The organism is Corynebacterium belfantii, from assembly GCF_041898185.1.
GTDB lineage: Bacteria > Actinomycetota > Actinomycetes > Mycobacteriales > Mycobacteriaceae > Corynebacterium > Corynebacterium belfantii.
The window spans coordinates 1,527,956-1,549,756 of sequence record NZ_CP157823.1; the positions used below are offsets into that span (position 1 = coordinate 1,527,956).

Consider the following 21,801-nt stretch of genomic DNA (forward strand, 5'->3'; position numbering starts at 1 on the left):
ACCAAATCCTTTCGCTTGTACGGGAGTTAGCCCGCCCTTTGCTTATCAACTGAACGATTTTACCGCGTTACCGTAATATTCGCGACACCAGCCCACCTTTTACCCCAAAGTGATTTATTATCGTTTTCACTTGGGACCATTTCCATATGTGCCACTTTCGATTTTCGCATTTATGCTGCATAAAGGAACTCCTCGCAGCTAAAACCTATGGCATGATGAAAACATGACTTTTCGTGGCGGTATAGAAAAACCAGAGAATCTTGCCAGATCGGGCGGCGGTGGTGGTGGACGCATCGCCGCAGGAGGTGGCATAGGTACATTACTGCTCGTAGGATTATTCCTACTTATGGGCGGCGATCCATCGGACTTGGGGCAAGTTATTGGCTCTGATTCTGCACAAAATCAACAACAAGTGCCCTCTGGAACTTTGGAACACTGCAAGACAACGGATGATGCAAACGCACATGCGGATTGTCGTGTCGAATTTACTGCTATTTCGGTTAATCAAATGTGGCAAGAACAGCTTGAAAAGCAAGCTGGAATTGCGTTCGAAAAACCTAATATTACAGTATTTTCACAAGCGGTTTCCACAGGTTGTGGAACTGCCTCATCTGCTACCGGTCCTTTTTATTGCCCTCGCGATCGCACTGCCTACTTTGATGTTAGTTTCTTTGATTCCTTACAGAGTTACGGGGGAGAAAATACCCCATTCGCACAGGAATACATTGTGGCACATGAGATCGGGCACCATATACAAAACCTAGAGGGAACACTAGGATTATCCGATTATAATGATCCCGGCCCTAATTCGAATGCAGTCAAGATAGAGCTACAAGCCGACTGTTATGCAGGTGTCTGGGGACATTATGCAGATAAAGGGGATAATGCTTTCCTTGAACCGATCACCAAACAACAAGTCAATGACGCTATAACTGCGACTCGCGCGGTTGGCGATGACAACATTCAAGAGCGCACAACCGGAAGAGTCAATACCGAGTCATTTACTCACGGCTCTTCTGATCAAAGGCAACGAGCATTCCTTGCAGGCTACAATTCAGGGAAAATGAGCAGCTGTGATACTCTCGATCGACACGTGTACCGAGACTAATAGTTTTCCAGCCACGAGGTCATATTCTCATGATGGTCAAGGGCCCCTTTTCCAACTATTCTGAACTGCTCCCCATTAGTTGGACTGAGAAATCAGTTTCCGACTAGTGGGGAACAGTTCTTTGAGAGCACGAAGTTCTCTAAGCCAACAGCAGCGAGAGCAACTCGTTGACTTGTTTAAACATGGAATAGGCTACAGCACAGCGTCTCGTCAGTTGAGCGTTAGCAAATATGCGGCGCGAAAACTTCTACGACGATTCAAACTTCATAGCAGGCTGTGTCTTGTGAAAAACCCAACGAAACAGCACCATTCCTTCGAAGTTAAAAAACAGATCGTTGATCGTTTCAACACTGGCCAGTCCAAGATAGATCTTGCCTTGGGAATTCGAGCCGTCTTCGCAGCAACTTGTCTCCCATTGGGTGCGTGCCTAGCGTACAGGTGGTGATGAGGCACTTCGGCCGAAACCGAAGGACAGACCTAAAGGCAGTGCCCGTTCGAAGCCATTGATTAAGGAAGACCGGCTGCACCGTGAGGTGGAGAAACTACGGGCAGAAAACGCGTACTTAAAAAATGCGGGGACTTAAGGAGCCAGCGACGAAGCTAAAAGTCGAAGCGATCGTCATCCTCAAATCTGACCATCGCCTAGAAGATTTGTTAGACACGGCAGGTCTTGCCCGATCAACATTTTTCTATCACCAACAACGCCTGAACGTGCCGGATAAACATATCGATCTCAAGGAAGCGATCGTCGAGGTCTTCACACAGACGAACCGTCGTTACGGCTACCGGAGGATTCATACTCAACTTCGCCAAGACGGGGTGGAATATCAACCATAAGCTGGTCTACAAGCCCATGAGCAAGCTAGGCCTTAAATCCAAGGTCAGAACAAAAAAGAAGTACAACTCGTACAAAGGCACTGTCAGTCACATCGCGGAGAATATGCTGGATCGATGCTTCACGCCCGATAAACCAAACACAGTGTAGACGAGTGATGTCACGAAGTTTCGCATTGCCGGTACCAAGGTTTACCTGTCACCAATCATGGATCTCTATGACCGCTCAACCGTGTCGTATAGTGTGTCTACCTCGCCACATACAGCGTTTACGTCAAAGTCATTGAAAGATGCCATCACAAGCCAATCTCCCGAAAGCGGCTTACTGGTACACACAGATCAAAGGATCCAGTACCAGCATTCCAGCTGGCGTGACCTCAACACAAGTGTCGACGGCATCCAATCGATGCCCAGGAAAGGCAACTGCTACGACAATGCTGTAATGGAAAACTTCTTCGGACACCTCAAGTCAGAGACGTACCACGGTGAATCATTCGACAGTCTCGAGCACTTCAGGCAGGCCCTGGATGACTACATACACTGGTATAACCACGAACGCATTCAGAAACGGCTCAAGGGCCTGACCCCGATGCACTACCGGAACCAGACCCTTGAACCACTAACCACCTAGAATTAAACCAGTCCAACTTTCGGAGGCTAGTTCATTCAAGTTGGAAAAGGGGCTATCTTAGTTATCTTTTTTAAACGATCGCGCTCTAGCTCAATTATTTTTCGGGCTAGCTCTCCTTCTGAGACATCTATGGCGTCGAAAACCTTTGCGGCTTCTGCATCTCGAGCATAGCTATCAAATACTGCCTTCTTATGCCCCAGTAGTTCGGTAAGTCTTTCGTCGACAGTATTGGCGCCAAAAGCCTATAAATAGTGACAGGATCTCGTTGCCCCATTCGGTGCGCGCGTGCGATTGCTTGGGTTGCGTCCGCTAGCGTGGTGTATCTGTAACTACCGGTGCGGTCCTGATGAATGAATGAGGCGACCACCGCGGGTACCTTTCGAATCAACTCTTACCTATCCTCGAAAGGAAGTAAACCCGCGATGGCCACTAACCCTCATCATATCGACCCGACCGCGTATCTGGAAGAATTGCTCACTCAGGCCTCCCCAGACTTGATGCGCCAGATGCTCACAGACTTCATCAACCAGATCCTTTCGGCCCAGGCTGACAGTGTTTGCGGTGCTGATTACGCCACCACCAGCGAGTCTCGTACTAATGTCCGCAATGGCTACCGCCACCGCGACCTTGATACTCGCGTCGGCACCATCGATATCGCTGTACCCAAATGACGTACCAGATCTTTCTTCCCAGACTGGTTATTGCAACGACGAACCCTAGCCGAACGAGCACTAACAACCGTAATAGCCACCTGCTATGTAAAGGGCGTATCCACCCGCAGGATGAACGACCTCGTCGCCAGTTTAGGAATCAATAATCTCTCAAAATCACAGGTATCTGACATGGCAAAAGACCTTGACGAGATGGTCGAAGACTTCCGCACCCGACCACTTGATACCGGCCCCTACCTATATGTCTCGTGTGATGCGTTGACCATGAAAGTCCGTGAAAGCGGACGAGTCGTTAAAACCTCTGTGCTACTAGCCACCGGGGTTAATGCCGAAGGTTACCGGGAGTTATTGGGCATGCAGATTGCACCATCTGAGTCTGTGGCCTCGTGGACCAGGTTCTTTAGGGATCTTCAAGCCCGCGGACTTGATGAAGTCTATCTTGTCACCAGTGACGCCCATCTAGGTATCCAACATGCAATTAGTGAGATATTACCGAATGCGTCCTGGCAACGGTGCCGAACGCACTTCGCCAAGAACCTCTCTGGCATGGTGCCCAAAACGCAGTGGCCAACCCTATCGGCGATGTTTCATACGATATTCCAAACCAGACTCGGAATCGGTGTGGTCCCAAGCACGTGAGGTCGTAGCATTTTGTGAAGAGAAATTCCCCTGCGTTGCTAGCTACCTGGAAGAAGCTTTGGATGAGCTTCTGGCGTTTACTAACGCCCCGAAATCAGTGTGGAAGAAAGTCTGGTCGAATAACCCCTACTGAACGACTTAACCGTGAAATCCGCCGGCGCACAGATGTCGTAGGTATTTTTCCTAATCGTGACGCTGTCGTGCGCCTTGTTGGCGCGATACTAGTTGAACAACATGATGACTGGATTCAGCAAAACTGCTACATGTCACTGACCAGTCTGGCACACACCAAGGCGATGATCACCGCCAACGTCATCGACGCTGACACCACCAAGGAGGTCGAGTGAATCAATTAGAGCACTGGGTACGTGCTGGCCCCTGACACCATCGCACTGCATGCTTTATCGAAGGGTAGAAACACCACTCAAACAGACTTGACCGGTGAGAGCGGGTGCGCCCGTAATTGTTCACACAGGAGAATTGCTGACTTGACATATTCTTTGCCCAGATTATCTATGCAGACTTCCGGAAACTGCATTGCAGATGCAAGGCTCGATCGCAGAGATTTGCCGTAGGGAGAGTCTAGGTTTTCTACTAGAAAATGATGAACTCCTGATTTATAAGCTGATTCAGCCCTATCATATCGGCGAAGGTATTCAGTGACACGAGATAGCTGCAATTGAAGTTCTGGATTCGCGAGTAGGTTTTCAAGCTCAGTTGCAGCCATTTCGAATTGCTGATTCGCAGTGGAAGAAACCCGGCGCGTAAATGTGCTCCATATGCCAATTTTAGTTTTACGTAGTAGGTCTACGATACCTGCCGTTGACACGATGAATCTTTCAAGGCTCTCCGTGACTTCGATGTGATCTTCTGAGAATTCTTCATGGGTGAATAGATACGGCGGCCAAGAAATAGCGGTTTGCGGTACCACCCATACATCGCTGTTTTTACCGTGAGTGTTGAACTTTGCCGGTTCAGGTGGTTCTAGTAACGAGTTCAAAAGTAAACGAGCACGCTGTGCGACTTCCCTAAGATACGATCCTTGGGCGCGCAGCGTGCTCATGCGAAGTGGGTCCATATTGTCCGATTATTTCATTTCATTTGAATTCGGACGATGTTTTTCGTTTTTGAGATTCAGATGTTATACCGCTACTTCTGGATGGAAGTCTTTCATCTTCATTTGCCGTTCTCGCATTGCAGCGATTGTAGAGAATAGCAGGAACAATGCGCCGATCACGATCAATACGATGACGCCTTGTACTGCTCGATGGTCTAAAGCTACGTCTGTTGGGTAAATCGCTTGCCGAAGGATATTTACTGAGTATGTCATTGGATCGAAAGTATGGAACCAGCGCAGTGGTGCTGGTTGTGTTTCCGGTGGGTAAAGGCCTCCGGACGATACGATCTGTAGCGACATGAATGCGATACACAATACGCGTCCGACAGTAGAGCCGAATACTGTGTTGAGTCCTTGAGTTATCGCCATGAAGCACATAGATGTCAGACACATCGCTGTCCACAGTAAGAATTCATTGTGCGCGTGAAGCCCGATGGCATAGCGTTGCACTAAGAACATAATGGTTGCTTGGCAAAATCCCACGATGACTGCAGGTATATAGGAAGCTAGAACGACGCGGAAAGGTGTTACGCCTGAGTCAACGACGCGTCGCTGCAGCGGGCGCATGAGCATAAAGGTGACGGTGCCGCCCATGAATAGTCCCAGTGCGATAAACATAGGTGCAAGTCCTAAGCCAAAAAGTGAGAGGGAGTCTCTGGCAACGTTTTCTGATACAGGTGTGGATACGTTTCGCGCTGAGTCTGCGATTGTGTCTTCGGGAAATTGTGGAATTTTGTCTTTGCTCTCTCCTAGCTTGAGCGATAGTTCGGAAGCACCTTCATCGAGACGAACTAAGCCTGAGCTGAGTTGCGATGCACCAACTGTCAGCTGTTGAGATCCTGCTGAAAGTTTGGTCGTACCATCGGCTAGAGTCTTGGTGCCAATAACAAGTTTTTCAGAGCCATCAGATAACTGATGCAATCCAGTGGAAAGTTTTTGAGCACCTTCCGTTGCTGAATTTATACCTGCACGATATTGTGCCGTGGGATCGGAAAGCTGTCGGTGTATTTCAGATGCACCGTTTCGCAGTTTTGAAAGTTGAGTCATCATATCTGACTGAGGACCAATTCCAGCTGCGTTGATGGAGTTAATAATGCCATCGGCACTGTTAGCGAGGTCGATCGCTTGGGGTATGCCTGTGGCGCGTAGTTGGGCGCTCAGATTGACGAGCGGAACTGTCAATTGCGATTGAGCATCGCTCGCTTGTTGTGCGACGCCCACAAGCTTATCGACGCCTGCAGATACTTGTCCTGCACCGTTTCCGAGGGTATCGGTGGCTGCGTTGAGTTTTGTTAATCCGTCGGCAAGTGCATCAGCGCCGTTACTTGCGGTATGAATTCCCTGGTCAAGTTGGCCTGCGCCGTCGTGAAGCTTGTGTGCTCCGTCGTTTGCTTGTTGGAGTCCTTTGTTGAGCTGCGTTGATCCGTCTGCAAGCTTGTCGGCACCATCATGAGCTTTATGAGATCCGTCTGCGAGTTGACCGGCTCCATCTGCTGCAGTGTCAAGGCCTTGGCCGATGGTATTAAACCCGACAAGGAGTTGGTTAGCTACTTGTGACCCAAGATTTTCGTTTACTGCGGCAAGAACGCGTCCTACGACTTGGTTACCCAACATGGTCGCTAGAAAGCCATTGGCGTTGTTGTAGACAGCATTAAGTTTTGCTTGATGCGGCTGTGGATCTTTTACGCTAGTGGCAGCTTGAGAAAAATCTGTGGGGAATTCGATAGCGAAGTAGTACGTTCCGTCAGCAATTCCTTTGCGAGCTTGTTCAGCAGAGACCTCTATAAATTTTGCTTGTTGTTGGTCGACAAGCCTATGGGTGATTTGTTCACCTGCGTTGATGGTCTTGCCTTCTTTGGTCACTCCAGCATCAGAGTTGACTACTGCTACCGGCAATTTGTTGAGGTGTCCGATTGGATCCCAGTAAGACCAAACAAATAATCCGCCGAATAGCAAGGGCATAAGCATGATAACGACAATTGCTATGGGAGGTAGTTTTCCATGTCCGAATCTGCGGAATTCCGTACCGATATGAAATAGGTTCATGATGTTAGGTTTTCCTCGTTATGCCTTTGCTTTTTGCTTTCGTTGTAGCGCGCCAGCAACGTGAATCTCGTGGTCTGCAATTTTGTCAACGTCATCGTTGGCGGACATGGCGACAACGGGTATTGATGCAGCAATGTTTTTTAGTTCCCTTAAAAGATCAGCTCTTAAACGGAGGCTTCGGATTTGGTCGATATCGTCCACAATGAGCAAGTCTGTGTGCGGTCTTGCAATTAGTGCGAGAGCGATACGTAAGCGAAAACGTGTTAGAGGATCGAGATCTCCAATGCTTTGTCTGGCAAATTCTTTGCTGGTGGGAAGATCAAGTAGTGTCGCTGCATTAATGAATCTTTCCAACTTGGTTATGTCTCGGGGAACTCGGCGATACCAAGGTTGAGACCATGCCAATTGCTCACGTACTACAGCTGTGACTGGCACGAGTCGTTCAAGCGAATCTAATTCTGGTACGCCTGCTAGAGCGACTGCTTTATGCAGTTGACGTGGTGTTGTTAGCACCTTGTCTGAATCCTGAACTTTTAATTCAATCGAACCACTTATGGGCTTCATACGCCCTGCGAGAGTCATCGACAAAGTTGTTGCCGAATTTTCTCGACCACAGTGCACCAAGCTAAGACCAGCGTAGATTTTTAACTCTGGGAGGTGCGTACCACTGACCATATGGAGGTCAGAAACACTTAGGATCGGCTGATCTTCGGTCGGTGCTTTGTCCGTCGTGAGGCTGTGCGTTGTTTCCACGAACGGGGGATCCTATCTTGTTAATCGTTTTCTAAAATGTGTTAGGCCTACCGCAGAGGTGTTGCACTCTCAATAAGTGAGAAGGTACCCTCCACTAAAGCTGATCACCAACATATTTCTCCCACGAGACACCATTGTCAAACCCTCGAGGACTTTAAACTATGCGAACGGACGCATTGCGACGGCGAAATAGCATCATCGCAGCCGGAAGCGCACTTCTTATCCAAGCCGGCACTCACATGACAGTCGAGTCAGTCGCAGAACGTGCCAAAGTTGGAATCGCAACGTTGTACCGAAACTTCCCTACGCGTGAACACCTCCTTCATGCCTGCATTAGCAATATTGCTGACAACGGAATCAAACAGCTCAATTCCATCGCCAACTGCCCTCCCCGATCATCGAGCGAAGCTAAACAGCAACTCATCACTCTCACATCTCTTATTTCTACGATCGGGCTCAATATCGTTATTCCAGCCATCATCCAGCCTCCCGAATCAAGCTTGGCTCCTGAGTTTTTAGACGCCCGACGTAAACTCATGAAGTTGATGCGAATTATCGATTCCAATCTTCGGGCGACAGAACTAATTCACCCCTCCATCTCAATCCTGGACTTCTACACCGGCATCATTGCACTATGCGCACCCCCTCATTTCAGCGCGACAGATACACCGACTCCCACAACCGAACACCTCATCGATATTTTCACTGCAGGTTGCAAAACTGGAGTAGCTAAAGCCACCAAAAATAGCTAGGTTGATAACTTCACCCATCTTCCCCACCCCGATCAAGGAGCAGTATGTCAATCAGTGTCACTGATTTGTTTAGTATCGGAATTGGCCCTTCTTCTTCCCACACCGTTGGACCACTTCGCGCAGCTGAAGCATTTCTTAGTGCAAACAACTGCCCTGATGATTCCGAAATCGCTATCACTTTGCATGGTTCCCTTGCTGCCACTGGCATCGGCCACGGTACCGATCGTGCAGCAATTCTTGGCTTAGCAGGCTACACCCCTATTACCCTTACGCCTGACGTAAAACCAGTTTTTGGCTCCGCGATCCCCACGCGAGGAACAGTCAGCGGACCCCGAGGCGAAGTACATTATCGCCTCATATTCGACCCAGTTCCACTGCCAGAACACCCAAATGCGATGACTTTCGTCGTCTATGGCCCTGAAGGCAATTGCATCGGAGCCCCTGCAGTTTATTACTCTACCGGTGGCGGTTTCATCGCAACAGCCGATACCATGCGCGAACAAAAACCCCCAGAGTCTGCTCTTGATTCGACAAGTCAAGACTTAATACCGTATCCGTTCACCACAGGAGACGAACTTCTGTATCAATGCCAGAGCAACGCTCTTAGCATTCCACAGCTAATGGAAGCCAATGAGACAGCAATCCATGGAAGCCTCTACCCTGTAAACGATCATCTAGATTCCGTATGGGCCACGATGCAAGAATGCGTTAATCAAGGATTGGGCACGTGGGGAATCCTACCGGGTGGACTCGAAGTAGAACGACGTGCGCCGCAGCTTTTCCAGCATCTCACTGAGGGCCCAATGGATACCGATGACGCCCTTCGCGCAATGGAATGGGTGAATCTATTTGCCCTCGCAGTCAACGAGGAGAACGCAGCCGGTGGGCGGATTGTTACAGCCCCAACTAATGGTGCGGCAGGAATTGTCCCTGCAGTTTTGCACTACGCCGAAAAATTTGGCCCGCAATTTACGGAAACAAGCCATCGAGATTTCTTGCTAACAGCTGCCGCGATAGGCATCATCATCAAATATAACGCTTCAATCTCCGGTGCTGAGGTTGGATGCCAAGGTGAAATCGGCTCAGCAAGCTCCATGGCCGCCGCTGGTCTGTGCCAAGTCCTCAACGGCACCCCACCCCAGGTAGAACATGCTGCAGAAATAGCGCTCGAACATAATCTCGGGTTAACCTGTGATCCAGTCGGTGGCCTAGTCCAAATTCCATGTATCGAGCGCAACGCTATCGGTGCAGTGAAATCTATCAATGCAGCGCGCTTATCACTTATCGGATCAGGTAAACATCGTGTCCGACTCGATGATGCGGTGCTTACTATGGCTGAAACTGGACGAGATATGCGCACAAAATACAAAGAAACATCCACTGGCGGCCTAGCTATTCATCTCGGGTTTCCTGTTAACATCACTGAATGCTAAAAGCGGTGGGAATGCACGAGTAATAAAAATACGATGCATTCCCACCGCCGAAAGCGTTGTGTCCCAGTGCTTTACAACGCTGATTGAATCTCCACGATCAAGCTGTCAAGAGCTACATCGCGTTGTCCCTGTTGAGCTAGATCTTTAACAGCAACACAATTGTTTTCCAACTCACGATCGCCTAAGACAAGAGCAAAACGTGCCCCAGCACGGTCCGCACCTTTCATAGCACCTTTCAAACCGCGATCACCATAGGACATATCTGCACTAATACCAGCTGAACGAAGTGCATCGATAATCCGAACCATTTCGCGCTTCGCTGCTGCCCCCATGGCCACGCCAAAAACGCTTACTCTAGAGCCATCTGTTACTCGCTTCTGCTCTGCTTCAAGCGCCAGCAAGCAACGATCCACTCCCAGCGCATAGCCGATACCTGAAAGTTCTTGGCCGCCCAGCTGCGCCATGAGGCCGTCGTAACGCCCACCGCCGCCGATACCCGACTGAGCACCCAGGCCATCATGAACAAACTCAAATGTCGTCTTGGTGTAATAGTCCAAGCCACGAACCATTCGAGGATTAACTACATAAGCAACATTGAGGTCATCCAGCATTCCTGTAACAAGCTCGAAGTGTTCCTTACTCGAATTAGACAGGTTATCTAACATTAGCGGCGCATCTGCAGTCATTTCTTGAATTTCCGGACGTTTATCGTCCAAAACTCGCAGTGGATTAATCTCCGCACGATGACGAGTTTCTTCGTCCAAAGGCAGCTTGAACAAGAATTCTTGGAGCTTTTCTCGGTATTGCGGACGGCACGTGTGGTCACCGAGACTCGTAATCTCCAAACGGTAACCAGTCAAGCCAATTGCTTTGAGAGAACGGTCAGCAAGTGCAATAACCTCCGCATCGAGAGCGGGGTCATCAACGCCGATAGCTTCAACGCCTACTTGTTGCAATTGGCGGTAACGCCCCGCTTGCGGGCGCTCGTAGCGGAAAAACGGACCATAGTAGTTCAGCTTGACCGGAAGTTGGCCGCGATCAAGATTGTGCTCAATAACTGCACGCATCACGCCGGCTGTGCCTTCAGGACGAAGCGTAACCGACCGATCCCCTCGATCCGCAAACGTGTACATTTCCTTCGTTACCACATCGGTCGATTCACCGACGCCACGAGCAAACAAAGTTGTGTCTTCAAAGATAGGAAGCTCGATGTGCTCATAACCAGCCAGATGCGCTTGGTGGGCAAAAGTATCACGCACTCCCAAAAATTCGGGGGAAACTGGTGGAATATAGTCTGGCACGCCCTTAGGGGCTTGGATCGTCTGCAGCTTCTTCTTACTCACGTCGATACAGCTTAGCGGTAGCAACAAAACAATTCGAGTACTACACCCTCAAATACGGATTTGAAGCCTTCTCAGCTCGCATCGTGGTAGCTGAACCATGCCCAGGCAGTATTGTCAAAGCATCCTCTAACCCAAGAACTACAGTCTTAAGACTGTTCACCATAGCATGAGGATCAGAGTGTGCAAGATCAGTCCGACCTATCGAACCTTTGAAAAGCACATCACCTGAAAAACAGAAATCTTTGCCCACGAACAAGACACACCCTGGTGAATGACCAGGCGCATGACGAACAACGAATCGTTCACTACCAAGTTCAACTTCATCGCCATCGCCTAAATAGCTGATGGAATCTGGGAGATTCATCGCATCGGCGTGAAAAAGTAATCTCGAGTCCTCCGACATTCCTTTTCCCTTGTCCAAAAAGAATTCATCGTCGCGATGAATCTGCAACGCGACTCCCCAAGCATTAGCAAGAGCAGCAGCATCCCTGCAGTGATCAATATGGCCATGAGTGAGCAAAACTTGCACTACTTCGACGTGGTTTTCTTGACAGTACTGATCAATTAGCTCTTTCGCCCGAAGGCCAGGGTCTACCACGCTTGCGTATCGACGCCCGTCAGATTCCTCCGACAGCACCACGTAACAATTGGTTTGATATGGTCCTGCCGGAAAACTCAAAATCTCCATGTAGTTCATGCAACCGTGTTACTTGATGGATGCCAAAGCAGCAGCATAATCAGGCTCGGCCGTGATCTCATCGACCAACTGGGAATGAATAACGGTACCTTGCTCATCAGCAACGATAACGGCTCGAGCCAACAAGCCCTTCAAAGGTGACCCCTCGAGAACAACGCCATAATCTTGACCAAAAGAAGAACGGAATGATGATCCCGTAATGACATTATCGAGACCCTCAGCAGCACAGAAACGAGAATGTGCAAATGGTAAATCCGCAGAAGCACAAATCACCACAGTGTCAGCTAAATCAGCTGCTTCCTTGTTAAAGTGCCGCACCGATTGCGCACAAACACCAGTAACAATGGATGGGAAAATGTTGAGAATAATCTTTTTGCCAGCAAAACGCTCTGCATCAAAATCAGTTAAATCTGCATCGACGAGAAGGAAAGGCGGAAGAGCCTGCCCAACTTGTGGAAGAGATCCGCTAGTTTCTACCGCTGATTCCTGAAAATGTGTAATAGCCATAGCCTCAAGCGTAACGACGAATCACATTCCTCGCTACAGGCTCTAACTTTGGGGTATCACAACGGCAAGCTAGACTAACCAACAATAATGAAACAGCGAGCCATTTCACGCTCGGCTCATCTAAGTAAAGGATTGGAAGGCCTGTGGGCACTAACAAGGAACACCGTGAGAGCGCGATGCGATCTCTAGAAAAAGAAGTCAAGTCAAGAGATCGCGCGGAAAAAACAAAACCGCTAGGCGTTGTCGTTGCAGCAGCAGTCGCAGTTCTAGCAATCGTCGGCGGTATTTACTGGGCAAACTCCTCGGATGATTCTACACAAAACCAGGCTTCTGACCAGGCCACACCCACAACTGAAGAATCCAGCTTCACCCCTCTAGCGATGAAACGCGCCAAGGCACTAGACGATACCGTTACCTGTACCTATAACGATGCAGGCGACGCTTCCAAGGAAGTATCCCAACCCAAAACCGAATCCGTTTCTGCAAAGGGAACAACCACGGTCTCCCTGGACACAAACAAAGGAAGGATTGATCTTGAGCTCGACCGAGCAGCTTCCCCTTGCACAGTCAATGCCATTGAGCATCTCGCCAAGCAAAAATACTACGACGATACTGTTTGCCACCGTCTAACCACTAGTGGAATTTACGTCCTGCAGTGCGGTGACCCAAGTGGTAGCGGTGCTGGCGGCCCAGGCTTCCAGTTCGACAACGAATACCCAACAGATGAGGCTTCAGATAAACAGACTCCAGTAGTCTATCCACGCGGAAGCATTGCTATGGCTAATGCCGGCGAAGGTACCAACGGATCCCAGTTCTTCCTCAATTACAAAGATTCTCCGCTACCTCCCGCATATACCTACTTCGGAAAAATCTCTGACGATGGCCTTAAGACCCTAGACAAGATTGCTGAAGCAGGGGTAAAGGACGGTGGCACAGATGGCGCTCCGGCTGAAGAAGTAAAGATTAAGACCGCGGCAGTGTCTTAACAAATATGTTGATTGAGTGGACTAGTGAGACCTATGAGGTTTTCACTGGTCCACTCATTTCTATGCATATAAAATTCCGATAACTTTAGGTGGCTTTTTATCTGACAAAAAGCTAATATGATTGACATTGTTGTCCGACTTCACCGAAAGTAGTAATTTCATGAAGCTTTTCTCCCGCAAGGGTCTCGTAGCTGCAACCACCGCAGTTGCAATCTCCGCTGGTTCCCTCTCCGCTCCTGCTATGGCTGACGCCAAGCCCAACGACGGATCTTCTTTCAGCCAAATCATTGATGCTGGAAGCACTGGTGCAAGTAAGACCGATAAAAACAAGCCTAAGACTGATGACGTCAAGACAGACGCAAATAAAACCATTGCTCAGATCAAGAGCGTTCTGAACATTATCTCGACCGTCATTGCAATCTTGGGCGCTCTGTTCCCACTTGCTTCTCAGATCATGAAGAAGTTCGGCATCTAAGAACTTTTAAACAATAAGTTAAAGGTCGGTGGCTAAAAAATATATTTTCTAGCCACCGACCTTTAACTATTCCTTAGCCTCCAGAGGTGACACGGTAGACGTCGAAAACTGCTTCTGTATTACGAAGCTGGGTCATAAGTGATCCCAGCTGTTTAGTATCTGAGACAGAGACGGTAAAGCGTACCGTAGCAACATGGTCATCTGAAGCATGTGATGACATCGCCACGACCTGAACACGTTGCTCATTGATCACTCGAGTCAGATCCATCAGCAACCCCTCACGGTCCAACGCTTCAAGCTGCAATGTAGCAGCAAACACGCTTCCGCCTTCAGAGGCCCACTGGACATTAATCAAGCGCTCTGGTTCGTTACGCAAGCTATCCGCATTGGTACAGTCAGTTCGGTGTACGGAAACACCACCACCCCTAGTTACAAAACCAAAGATCTCATCGCCTGGAACTGGCATACAGCACTTAGCCAACTTGGCCATAACATCAGGACTTCCCTCAACGAGAATTCCGTTTTTATCAGTTACCTGAGACTTTGAGCTCACAAGCTCGCTAAATGGTGTACGCGATACCAAAGTGTTTTCGGCATCCTCAGTGTCACCGAATGCAGCGATGAGCCTATTCGCTACATGTGCTGCGGAGATCGAGCCTGAACCAATCGCTGTGTACAACGCATCAACGTCAGGGTAATGCAGTTCAGTAGCAACCTGCTTCATTGATTGTGCGGTGAATAGCCTGTGCATTGGCAAACCACCACGTTGCACCTCTGTTACTAACGCATCGCGACCAACTTCGAGATATTCTTCACGACGTTCTTTGGCAAACCATTGGCGAATCTTCGCTTTAGCTCGAGGAGAGACCACGAAATCTTGCCAGTCACGGCTAGGACCAGCATTTTGATCTTTCGAGGTAAAAATCTCTACCCGATCACCAGATTTAAGTTTGGACTCCAGAGCAACCAGTTTTCCATTAATCTTCGCACCAATACACCGGTGCCCCACTTCAGTGTGGACTGCATAAGCAAAATCGACAGGTGTGGAGTCAACTGGCAGATTGACTACGTCGCCTTTCGGAGTGAACACAAAAATTTGTTTACTTGTCAGGTCGTAGCGCAAAGAGTCCAAAAACTCATTGGGATCTGCGGCTTCCTTTTGCCAATCCAGCAGCTGGCGCATCCACGCCATTTGATCAATTTCGGCTTGTTCGCCGCTATTCTTACCTTTGGTTTCTTTGTAACGCCAGTGTGCAGCGATACCGAACTCGGCGTTGTAGTGCATCTCATGGGTACGAACCTGTGCCTCAAGAGGCTTGCCACCATCCCCCATGACAGTTGTATGCAGTGACTGGTAGACACCGAACTTAGGCGAAGAGATATAGTCTTTAAATCGCCCAGGCATAGCTGAATACAACGAGTGAACCACGCCAATAGCTGCATAACAGTTGTTCACGTTATCAACTAGAACTCGAATACCCACCAAATCAAAGATCTCATCGAAGTCCTTACCTCGGACAATCATCTTCTGGTAGATCGACCAATAATGCTTAGGCCGCCCCATAACCTCAGCATCAATATGATTTTCTTTGAGAGTAGAGGTCAGCTGAGTAATGACCTGATTGAGGTAGCGATCACGCGAAGGAGCACGGTCAGCAACCAACCTCACTACTTCGTCATATTTCTTTGGGTACAAGATTGCAAACGACAAATCCTCGAGTTCCCACTTGACGCTGGCCATACCGAGGCGGTGAGCCAAAGGAGCAATAACTTCAAGGGTTTGACGCGCTTTTTTAGCTTGCTTTTCTGGAGGCAAAAAACGCATTGTGCGCATGTTGTGCAACCGGTCAGCTACTTTAATAACCAAAACACGTGGATCCTGGCTCATAGCGACAATCATTTTTCGGATTGTTTCTGCCTCAGCAGCAGCTCCCAAAGCAACCTTATCAAGTTTGGTAACGCCATCGACCAAACGAGCTACTTCAGCGCCAAAATCAGCTGTAAGATCTTCGAGGGAATAATCCGTATCCTCCACTGTATCATGGAGTAACGCCGCCACCAATGTAGTGGTATCCATGCCTATCTCCGCTGCGATCGTTGCAACCGCCAGCGGATGAGTAATATATGGGTCGCCCGACTTTCGGAATACACCGTCATGAAGCCGCTCAGCTGTCGCGTAGGCTCGATTGAGCACCTCAGCATCGGCTTTAGGGTGAAACTCCCTATGAATCGCCAGCATGGGCTCTAGCACAGAGTTCACCCGAACCCTGTTACCGGTAAGGCTTCTGGCCAATCGAGCTGACATACTCCGCATCGAATTGGACTGCTTCGCTGTTTTCTTATCCTGCGTCATCGTCGCGAATATGCCTTTCCAACTCTATTTTTAACCAAAAGTACCGAAACAACTTGAGTTACGCCGTAGCGCCTTCATTAATTACTACCAAAGGTGCATTATTCAGACGCTCACGGCCACCAAGTCCGTCAACTTCAAGAACAACTGCGTATCCGCTTACAGTGGCACCACAAGCTTCAATCAATTTGCGTGCTGCATCCAATGTGCCTCCGGTAGCCAAAACGTCGTCGACTAGCACGACCTTTTTGCCTTCCAACTCTAGACCTTCAGCAGGTAGCTCAAGTGCTGCAGTGCCATACTCTAGAGAATATTTCTCAGCGTGTACTGGTGGAGGCAATTTGCCCTTTTTCCTAATGGCAAGAATGCCAGTTCCAGCTTTGTACGCGACTGCAGAACCTAGAAGAAATCCACGTGCGTCTAACCCACCGATGAAATCAGCTCCTAGTCGCATCGCATTTTCTGCCAATTCATCAACGATGAGAGAAAAAGCGGCGGCATCAGCCAACACTGGGGTGAGATCCTCGAAAATTACTCCTGGTACGGGGAAATCGGGAACGAAACGAGTTTTACACGCAATTGCTTCTCGAGCATCTGCATACAAGGGTACAGTCATAAAAGCAGTTCTTTCCTAGAAATCGATACTGATTAAAAATAACGTACATTTGCTCTTACTTTGAATTCTTAGAAAAGAGCCACCTATCCATGTTCCATCCGATTCCAGCTAGATCGGTATTAAGAACCACATTGGACACACGTCGATCAACTACGAACACTCGCGGTTGCGACGCTAATGGGATCGACGGAACAACATCCCACGTGTTTAGTTCAGCTTGTCGTGTCGCCGCAATGTTATTACTAGTTGTGGCCACTGATTCGAACTCGGTCACAGGGTCAACAGCTTTCAAAACAGCATCAATCGTGCCTATTTTATCGAACTGATGCCCATGATCCGTCGTAAAGCTTCTAGACAGATCTCTAATACCGCTGCCTTCTTGATGCGCATCCACCACAATGATTCCTGCCGGTTCACAGGATTTACGGATATTCGCCACAATTGCTTCCATTCGGGCATCAGGCCCCTCATAGCCGATAGCAATTGTTTGTCCGGTAAGTCGGCGAGCTTGCTCTACGTCACTATGCAGATGAGCCTCTGTGAGATCTTTGACATGGCCAGCCATGGGATCATTAGCACGAATTGTGCGTGCTGTAACAGGCGCTACCTCAACACCAGATAGCGCGCTGGATTCGGACGCAATACTCGATTGATCAATGCAGGATGCAAAAGCTTGTCTGTTTTCTCGCATGGCAAATACGCCCGCGTTGGCCAACAATAGTTCTTCAGTCAATACTCCCGATTGCGCTTGTACATCAAACGAATTTGTAGAATCGTTTCGGTCTAGCCAATCGATTTCTTTTGAACTGGCAACCTCAGCAATTTCCAAAGTACCGGCGTCTTTAAGCTCCTTGAGGTTAGCTCCTTTAAGCCAGACCACCACTGACTCGATTTCTGCTGGTTGTCCGCCATAATGAGGATTTCGTGTTAGATAGACTTCCCCTCGATCCCCCACCCGATCAACCTTATAAGGCCCCGATGAAACCTGAAGATCAGGGTCAAATTGGTCGAGCGAAAAACCTCGATTCCATACTTCAGCAATTGGTTGAAGCGCATCGACATCGCGTGATTGCAATACAGTATTGAGATCCTCAAGAGTCACACCCATTTTGCGTGCTATTGCGTGAGCAGGCAAAATGACACCCGCTGGAAACAACTGCCGCCACCGAGGACCAAAATTTTCCTTCAATGTAACAGTGACTTCACGATCCCTAGGTGTGCATTCCACTTTGTCGATTTGTTTCATCAACGGCATGTAGGAATCAAAAACGTAATCATAAGTACCCGCAGTAAAGGCAAGAAGATAGTCATCACAAGTCACGGCTTCACCATCGGAATACACTGCGTCTGGTGAAATCGTATAAACAATCTTTTGATTAATACCTGGAAGCACCTGTGCCGAGGCCATCGACAAATTAGGAATTAATTGCCCCTTCGGCCCGGAAACATAGGGTGCTGGGTACAGCCGTCCAGCAAGCAACTGTGCATTGGTTGATGCGCCTTCGGTAGAACCAGCATTAGTGGTTACCAACCGATCGTTTACGGCATAGCCCAACTGGTTACTACGGATCAAAGACGATTCGTTTTGTGCACTACAGGAAGACAAAGCTATCGCCATCACGCTAACGCCAAATAAGCTGCCAACGCGTACAGCCTCCTTTCGGAGGTTCATTGAAGGGATTCTAATCCTCACAGTTTGCTTGGCCTTTCCTACTAGCACATTACCTATGCCCTGTGGACTAGGAAAATTATAGTAACTCATACCAACAAGGATTGAATCCACCCTATCTAGTTGGCCGCACCCCATATGAAAAGCCCCTGAATTGAAAGAAGTTAGTTCAATTCAGGGGGAATTTTCAATCAATAATGTGAAGTTACCCTCGGTCAGGACGCCAACTTGCACCTGTCGACGCAGTAGCCTGTGGGCCAGACACCGTACGCTTCTGCGTAGATTCAGTTGATTGCTCGGGGGCAGAGTCATCTTGAGCTTCTGCACCGCATCGGTGCATTTCTACTTGACGATTATGCTCGGCGGTCTTCTTAGAGCGATTCTTTAATGACACCAAGATTGGAGTGGCAAGGAATACGGACGAGAAAGTACCTTCAATAACACCAATGAGCTGGACAAGAGCCAAGTCTTTCAGGGTACCGACTCCCATGAGCCACACAGCGATAACAATCAAAGCAATAATTGGAAGTGCTGAGATAATCGTCGTCGAGATTGAACGCATCACCGTTTGATTAACAGCTAGGTTTGCGTGTTCCGCATAGGTGCGAGTGCGATTACCCAAATATCCAGCTGTATTTTCGCGCACCTTGTCAAACACGATGACAGTGTCATACAACGAGAAAGCTAAGACCGTAAGAAGACCGATAATAGTCGCAGGAGAAACCTCGAAGCCAACTAGAGCATAAACTCCAGAAATAACAATCAAATCTACGAGCAACGCAACAATTGCGGCTACTGCCATTTCTTTTTCCAAGCGAACCGTAATGTAGACGAAAACTGCCGCTAGGAATACGAACATCGAGATCAGCATGCGCTGGGTAATCGTAGATCCCCAGGATTCCGATACCGTAGAATCACCGATAGCGTCTGGCGTTGGTTGACCTTGGGAGCCCACAGGCTGATATTTCTCAAAAAGTGCTACACGAGCTCGAGAAATTTGATCTTCGCTTAGTCGCTCAGAGTTGATTTCCAAGATACGCGTATCACCAGATCCCACAATTTGAACCAACTCTGGTTCGATACCTGTGGCATCTTTGAATGTGTCAGCAACTTCTGAAGTTTCCAATTGTGCTGCCGGCATATTCATCTTGGTGCCGCCAACAAAATCAATTCCAAGACTAAAACCGCGAACAGCTATAGCAATGAAACAAATCGCCACAATGATTAGTGCAGTTCGGTACCACGTTCGGCGGCGTCCAACGAAGTCTAGTCCACCATCACCCGTGTAGAGCTTTGACAAAACTTTATTGTCACTCATTTATTCTTCTCCTTTGGCTGCGTTGGCACCGTGATGCATAGAAATAATTTTTCCCATGCCATTTGCTGCGCCTGAAGATGTCCACGGCTTTCGAGATGCGAGGACGACTAGTGGAGCTGTAACAAGGAAGGTAACAACGATATCGAAGATGGTTGTGAGCCCAAGCGTAAAAGCGAAGCCTTTCACTTCTCCAACGGCCAGAATGTAAATAATCACTGCACCAATCAAGGTAACGGCATTACCAGTAATAATTGTTTGGCGGGCACGTTCCCACCCCCTTGGTACTGCGGAACGGAACGAACGCCCATCGCGAACTTCATCCTTGATGCGTTCATACAAAACGACAAAGGAGTCGGCAGTAGTACCAATACCGATAATCAAACCGGCAATTCCAGCAAGGTCCAAGGAATAGCCGATCCAACGCCCCAACAAGACCAGTGCACCGAATACTAAAGCGAAGGATGCAACCAGCGAAAACATCGAAATAAGGCCGAAGAAACGGTAATTGATAAGCGAATATAATGCCACCAAAATCAATCCCACGAGTCCAGCGATCAAACCTGCCTTCAAAGACGCCACTCCTAGTGAAGCGGGAACTGTTGTGGTCGTGCCGCCGGTTTCCCCGTTTTCTCCAGCAAAGCTCAAAGGCAGAGCTCCGTATTTCAGGTTGTTAGCCAAATCTTGTGCTTCTTTTTGGCTAAAGCTTCCCGTAATTGCAGTTGCCGAGCCTACTGGGGTTGCAGATTGGATAACTGGAGCAGAGATAATCTTCGAATCGAGAGTAATAGCTACCTGTTTTTGCAGGTATTCTTGAGTCAATTTTGCCCAAGTTGCGCTGCCTTGATCCCCATTGTCCGATTTAAAAGAGAAGGCGATCTCCATTTGGCTTGTTTGGGGGTTCAGCCCACCCGTGATCGGACGGTTGGTGTCAATCTCGTTGCCGGTGAGTCTTTTACCGTTAGCTTGATCAGTTTCGCCTTGGAGCAATGGCGCAGGACTTAAAACATATACTTGTCCGCTTGATGGATCACAGGCTACCAATGGTTTAGTTGGATCATCAGTACCTTGTAGCGGATCAGGTGTGTCATCACATTTGAGCAAGGAGCTGGCAGAAAGCTGTGTAGTCGCATCAGCAGACTGACGGTCTTTCTTCATAACCTCAAGGACTTTATTGCGCAGCTGTTCCGACTCAATGGAGTTAGCAGGTTCTTTAGGTTCCTTAGCTGTGACTGTAGGGGCTTTGGCATCTTCTGGTTTTTTGCCTTCAGATTGTGATAATGCTTTGGCGGTATTCGAGAGCGCATCATTGGCCTCTTGCGGAGTGAGCACTCCGACTTCAACCCATCGATTCGCCATCTCTTTCATTGCATCAAGCAATTTCGTGGTATCTGGCGCATCTGGCGTTGCCACAGGGCGGAAAAGCAGCTGCGATGTTTGTCCTAGTGCACGAGCTTGTGTCGTGTCTTCACCTGGAACGGTGATGACTAATGTATCGCCGTCGCTAACAACGCTTGCACCGGAGACACCCATTCCATTGACACGATTTTCCAAAATGGATTTTGCCTGCGCAAGTTGATCCTCAGTTGGTTTTTGGCCCTGAGGAACAAGTGTCACACGGGTACCACCTTGAAGATCGATACCGAGTTTCGGTCGCGCCGAATGATCAGCTGTAGCGAAAACAAGCGCATAGATAATTGCGATGAGCACAGTAAAAACGAAGAGTGCCTTGAACGGCCAACTCCTAGAATTACTGGCTACCTTCTTCGTTTGCGAAGGCAATGAACTAACTCCTATGTAAATGATGATCTAACAGCACGCCGCCGTCAGCTTCTCTTTGCTTTCCATCAATGCGAAAA

The 21,801-nt window shown here is 48.6% G+C and carries 17 protein-coding genes and 3 pseudogenes; 8 read left to right on the forward strand and 12 right to left on the reverse strand.

The genetic code is table 11. The features are described 5' to 3' along the window. The first annotated feature begins 223 nt into the window (after positions 1–223). Complete coding sequence (locus tag ABMV07_RS07595) at positions 224–1,108, forward strand: neutral zinc metallopeptidase (protein ID WP_088266892.1); 885 nt, start codon at positions 224–226, stop codon at positions 1,106–1,108. A 167-nt stretch (positions 1,109–1,275) separates the two neighbouring features. Further along, positions 1,276–2,573, forward strand: a pseudogene (locus tag ABMV07_RS07600) (IS3 family transposase). Between the two features lie 35 nt (positions 2,574–2,608). Here the strand turns inward: ABMV07_RS07600 and ABMV07_RS07605 are convergent. Next, positions 2,609–2,889: pseudogene (locus ABMV07_RS07605) on the reverse strand (hypothetical protein); the annotation flags it as partial. Between the two features lie 106 nt (positions 2,890–2,995). Between ABMV07_RS07605 and ABMV07_RS07610 the strand changes: the two are divergent. Together ABMV07_RS07610 and ABMV07_RS07615 are read left to right on the forward strand one after the other, a co-directional pair. Then, positions 2,996–4,016 (forward strand): annotated as a pseudogene (locus ABMV07_RS07610) (IS256 family transposase). Next, a complete protein-coding gene (locus ABMV07_RS07615) occupies positions 3,898–4,230 on the forward strand; it encodes a transposase (RefSeq protein ID WP_374064492.1) in 333 nt (110 codons plus the stop codon). Before ABMV07_RS07610 ends, ABMV07_RS07615 begins: the two are co-directional and overlap by 119 nt. A gap of 77 nt (positions 4,231–4,307) precedes the next feature. Here ABMV07_RS07615 and ABMV07_RS07620 read toward each other — a convergent pair whose 3' ends face one another. From ABMV07_RS07620 to ABMV07_RS07630, 3 genes are all read right to left on the reverse strand, one after another. Then, a complete protein-coding gene (locus ABMV07_RS07620; RefSeq protein ID WP_229254976.1) occupies positions 4,308–4,946 on the reverse strand; it encodes a hypothetical protein in 639 nt (212 codons plus the stop codon). 78 nt (positions 4,947–5,024) lie between these two features. After that, positions 5,025–7,046 (reverse strand): YhgE/Pip domain-containing protein, encoded by a 2,022-nt coding sequence (locus ABMV07_RS07625; protein ID WP_374064493.1) that lies wholly within the window; start codon positions 7,044–7,046, stop codon positions 5,025–5,027. Between the two features lie 18 nt (positions 7,047–7,064). Next, complete coding sequence (locus tag ABMV07_RS07630; RefSeq protein ID WP_088266621.1) at positions 7,065–7,799, reverse strand: hypothetical protein; 735 nt, start codon at positions 7,797–7,799, stop codon at positions 7,065–7,067. A 161-nt stretch (positions 7,800–7,960) separates the two neighbouring features. Between ABMV07_RS07630 and ABMV07_RS07635 the strand changes: the two genes are divergently transcribed. Further along, entirely contained in the window at positions 7,961–8,551 is a 591-nt protein-coding gene (locus tag ABMV07_RS07635; RefSeq protein WP_088266622.1) for a TetR/AcrR family transcriptional regulator, read from the forward strand. A 44-nt stretch (positions 8,552–8,595) separates the two neighbouring features. Further along, the gene (locus ABMV07_RS07640; protein WP_197690248.1) at positions 8,596–9,984 is read left to right on the forward strand and encodes an L-serine ammonia-lyase; all 1,389 of its coding nucleotides are present in this window, start codon (positions 8,596–8,598) and stop codon (positions 9,982–9,984) included. 71 nt (positions 9,985–10,055) lie between these two features. On the opposite strand, the gene hisS is transcribed toward ABMV07_RS07640, so the two are convergent. From hisS to tpx, 3 genes are read right to left on the reverse strand one after another with little or no spacing between them, the layout of a single operon-like run. After that, positions 10,056–11,327: a histidine--tRNA ligase gene (hisS, locus tag ABMV07_RS07645; RefSeq protein ID WP_196978023.1), complete on the reverse strand. Its 1,272-nt coding sequence runs from the start codon at positions 11,325–11,327 to the stop codon at positions 10,056–10,058. Positions 11,328–11,367: 40 nt separating this feature from the next. Beyond that, the gene (locus ABMV07_RS07650; RefSeq protein ID WP_197695152.1) at positions 11,368–12,024 is read right to left on the reverse strand and encodes an MBL fold metallo-hydrolase; all 657 of its coding nucleotides are present in this window, start codon (positions 12,022–12,024) and stop codon (positions 11,368–11,370) included. Between the two features lie 9 nt (positions 12,025–12,033). Beyond that, positions 12,034–12,531, reverse strand: a complete 498-nt coding sequence (tpx, locus tag ABMV07_RS07655; protein ID WP_374064494.1) for a thiol peroxidase — start codon at positions 12,529–12,531, stop codon at positions 12,034–12,036. Positions 12,532–12,674: 143 nt separating this feature from the next. Here tpx and ABMV07_RS07660 point away from each other — a divergent pair, with 143 nt between their 5' ends. Continuing rightward, positions 12,675–13,517: a peptidylprolyl isomerase gene (locus ABMV07_RS07660; protein WP_088266627.1), complete on the forward strand. Its 843-nt coding sequence runs from the start codon at positions 12,675–12,677 to the stop codon at positions 13,515–13,517. A 160-nt stretch (positions 13,518–13,677) separates the two neighbouring features. Then, a complete protein-coding gene (locus ABMV07_RS07665) occupies positions 13,678–13,992 on the forward strand; it encodes a hypothetical protein (RefSeq protein WP_374064495.1) in 315 nt (104 codons plus the stop codon). A gap of 73 nt (positions 13,993–14,065) precedes the next feature. On the opposite strand, the gene ABMV07_RS07670 is transcribed toward ABMV07_RS07665, so the two are convergent. From ABMV07_RS07670 to secD, 5 genes are all read right to left on the reverse strand, one after another. Further along, positions 14,066–16,345, reverse strand: a complete 2,280-nt coding sequence (locus tag ABMV07_RS07670; protein WP_196978019.1) for a RelA/SpoT family protein — start codon at positions 16,343–16,345, stop codon at positions 14,066–14,068. Positions 16,346–16,403: 58 nt separating this feature from the next. Further along, positions 16,404–16,958, reverse strand: coding sequence for an adenine phosphoribosyltransferase (locus ABMV07_RS07675; RefSeq protein WP_088266630.1), 555 nt, complete (start codon positions 16,956–16,958; stop codon positions 16,404–16,406). 55 nt (positions 16,959–17,013) lie between these two features. Beyond that, on the reverse strand, positions 17,014–18,765 hold the full coding sequence (locus ABMV07_RS07680) for an ABC transporter substrate-binding protein (RefSeq protein WP_374064496.1): 1,752 nt from the start codon (positions 18,763–18,765) through the stop codon (positions 17,014–17,016). Between the two features lie 67 nt (positions 18,766–18,832). Beyond that, the gene (gene secF, locus ABMV07_RS07685) at positions 18,833–19,945 is read right to left on the reverse strand and encodes a protein translocase subunit SecF (protein WP_088266632.1); all 1,113 of its coding nucleotides are present in this window, start codon (positions 19,943–19,945) and stop codon (positions 18,833–18,835) included. Next, positions 19,946–21,724, reverse strand: coding sequence for a protein translocase subunit SecD (secD, locus tag ABMV07_RS07690; RefSeq protein ID WP_088266633.1), 1,779 nt, complete (start codon positions 21,722–21,724; stop codon positions 19,946–19,948). It abuts the gene before it with no gap. Between the last annotated feature and the right edge of the window lie 77 nt (positions 21,725–21,801).

Excerpts from the sequence above, each read along its gene's own strand:
- ABMV07_RS07620 (WP_229254976.1), bottom strand. The coding sequence starts at position 4,946 with ATGAGCACGCTGCGCGCCCAAGGATCGTATCTTAGGGAAGTCGCACAG.
- ABMV07_RS07640 (WP_197690248.1), top strand. The coding sequence starts at position 8,596 with ATGTCAATCAGTGTCACTGATTTGTTTAGTATCGGAATTGGCCCTTCT.
- secF (WP_088266632.1), bottom strand. The coding sequence starts at position 19,945 with ATGAGTGACAATAAAGTTTTGTCAAAGCTCTACACGGGTGATGGTGGA.
- ABMV07_RS07680 (WP_374064496.1), bottom strand. The coding sequence starts at position 18,765 with ATGGGGTGCGGCCAACTAGATAGGGTGGATTCAATCCTTGTTGGTATG.
- ABMV07_RS07665 (WP_374064495.1), top strand. The coding sequence starts at position 13,678 with ATGAAGCTTTTCTCCCGCAAGGGTCTCGTAGCTGCAACCACCGCAGTT.
- ABMV07_RS07635 (WP_088266622.1), top strand. The coding sequence starts at position 7,961 with ATGCGAACGGACGCATTGCGACGGCGAAATAGCATCATCGCAGCCGGA.
- ABMV07_RS07650 (WP_197695152.1), bottom strand. The coding sequence starts at position 12,024 with ATGAACTACATGGAGATTTTGAGTTTTCCGGCAGGACCATATCAAACC.
- ABMV07_RS07675 (WP_088266630.1), bottom strand. The coding sequence starts at position 16,958 with ATGACTGTACCCTTGTATGCAGATGCTCGAGAAGCAATTGCGTGTAAA.
- ABMV07_RS07625 (WP_374064493.1), bottom strand. The coding sequence starts at position 7,046 with ATGAACCTATTTCATATCGGTACGGAATTCCGCAGATTCGGACATGGA.
- ABMV07_RS07670 (WP_196978019.1), bottom strand. The coding sequence starts at position 16,345 with ATGACGCAGGATAAGAAAACAGCGAAGCAGTCCAATTCGATGCGGAGT.
- tpx (WP_374064494.1), bottom strand. The coding sequence starts at position 12,531 with ATGGCTATTACACATTTTCAGGAATCAGCGGTAGAAACTAGCGGATCT.
- ABMV07_RS07595 (WP_088266892.1), top strand. The coding sequence starts at position 224 with ATGACTTTTCGTGGCGGTATAGAAAAACCAGAGAATCTTGCCAGATCG.